The 1,368-nt window shown below is 66.2% G+C and carries 1 protein-coding gene; it reads left to right on the top strand.

The features are described from left to right. Window positions 1–52 precede the first annotated feature (52 nt). Window positions 53–1,341, top strand: a protein-coding gene (locus ABD264_RS11485; RefSeq protein ID WP_144943476.1) for an IS3-like element ISPfr13 family transposase whose coding sequence is annotated in 2 segments (ribosomal slippage) — window positions 53–326 and window positions 326–1,341 — 1,290 coding nt in all. Because the reading frame shifts where the segments join, the coding sequence is not laid out codon by codon here. Window positions 1,342–1,368: the final 27 nt, after the last annotated feature.

Genomic DNA, 1,368 nt, shown 5'->3' with positions numbered 1-1,368 from the left:
TGAACCGTCCCAGGTTTGGTGCCGCATCTTTTCGAGTTGAGAGGATGGCGTCATGCCGAAGAAGATTGACCCCGCTCTGCGTGAGCGGGCCGTGAGGCTGGTGCTGGAGCACCGGTCAGAGTACCCGTCGAACGCGAAGGTGATCGCGGCCGTAGCCCGGCAGGAGTGCGTCGGTGCGGAGTCCTTGCGACGGTGGGTGATCCAGGCCGAGATCGACGCGGGTGACCGTGGTGGTCAGACCAGCGAAGAGCATGCGGAGATCCGCCGGCTCAAGGCCGAGAACCGGGCGTTGCGTGAGGACGTCGCGATCTTGAAGGCGGCGACGGCTTTCTTCGTGGGGGAACTCGACCCCCGCAACCGTTGATGATGGGCTTCATCGACCAGATGCGCTCGGAGGGCTTTGCCGTCGAGTCGATCATTCGCGTCCTGCGTGAGCAGGGCGTGAAGATCGCGGCACGCACCTACCGGGCCTGGAAGCGAGGCCGGGTCGCGGTCCGGACCGTGACCGACGCGATCGTCGTGGACGCGGTCCGTGACGCGGCCTGGCGCGACGAGACACTGCCCGGCGGGAGCACACGCCGGAAGATGACCCCGGAGGGTCTTTACGGACGGAAGAAGATGACCGCGTTCATCCGCCGCACCACGCTCCGGGACGTGTCTCGCGGTGCGGTGGACCGCGCGATGCGGGCCCTGGGCCTTTCCGGGGTCACGCGGGCGAAAGCGATCCGCACCACGATCCCCGCCAAGGATGGGGTCCGTGCCGGGGACCTGCTGAACCGGGACTTCACCGCTCCGCGCCCGGATCACACGTGGGTGACGGACTTCACGTATGTGCGGACGTGGGCCGGATGGGTGTATGTCGCGTTCATCCTCGACGTGTTCTCGCAACGCATCGTCGCCTGGCATGCGCAGACCAGCAAGCACACGGACCTTGTGATGATCCCGCTGCGGATGGCGCTGTGGCGGCGTGACCGGGACGGGCATCCCGTCGGTCCCGGCCAGCTCCGGCATCACTCCGACGCCGGATCCCAATACACATCCGTAGTGCTGACCGATCACCTCGCGCTCGAGCAGATCGCACCCTCGATCGGAAGCATCGGCGACGCGTACGACAACGCCCTGATGGAGACGATCAACGGCGTCTACAAGGCCGAATGCGTCCGCACCACCATCTTCCACGACGGCCCCTACAAGACGATCGCGGACGTCGAGTTCGCGACAGTTGGGTGGGTCGACTGGTACAACCACCGCAGGCTCCACGGTAGCCTCGGAATGGTCAGCCCCGACGAGTTCGAGGCGGCCTACTACGCGGCCCTCAACCCAGAGCCGCTCCCCGCATAGAAGCGGCCGAGAACCTGGGACGGTTCA

It is taken from the genome of Kocuria salsicia, from assembly GCF_039532055.1.
GTDB classification, from domain to species: Bacteria; Actinomycetota; Actinomycetes; order Actinomycetales; family Micrococcaceae; genus Kocuria; species Kocuria salsicia.
This window is presented reverse-complemented; position numbering and strand designations above follow the sequence as displayed.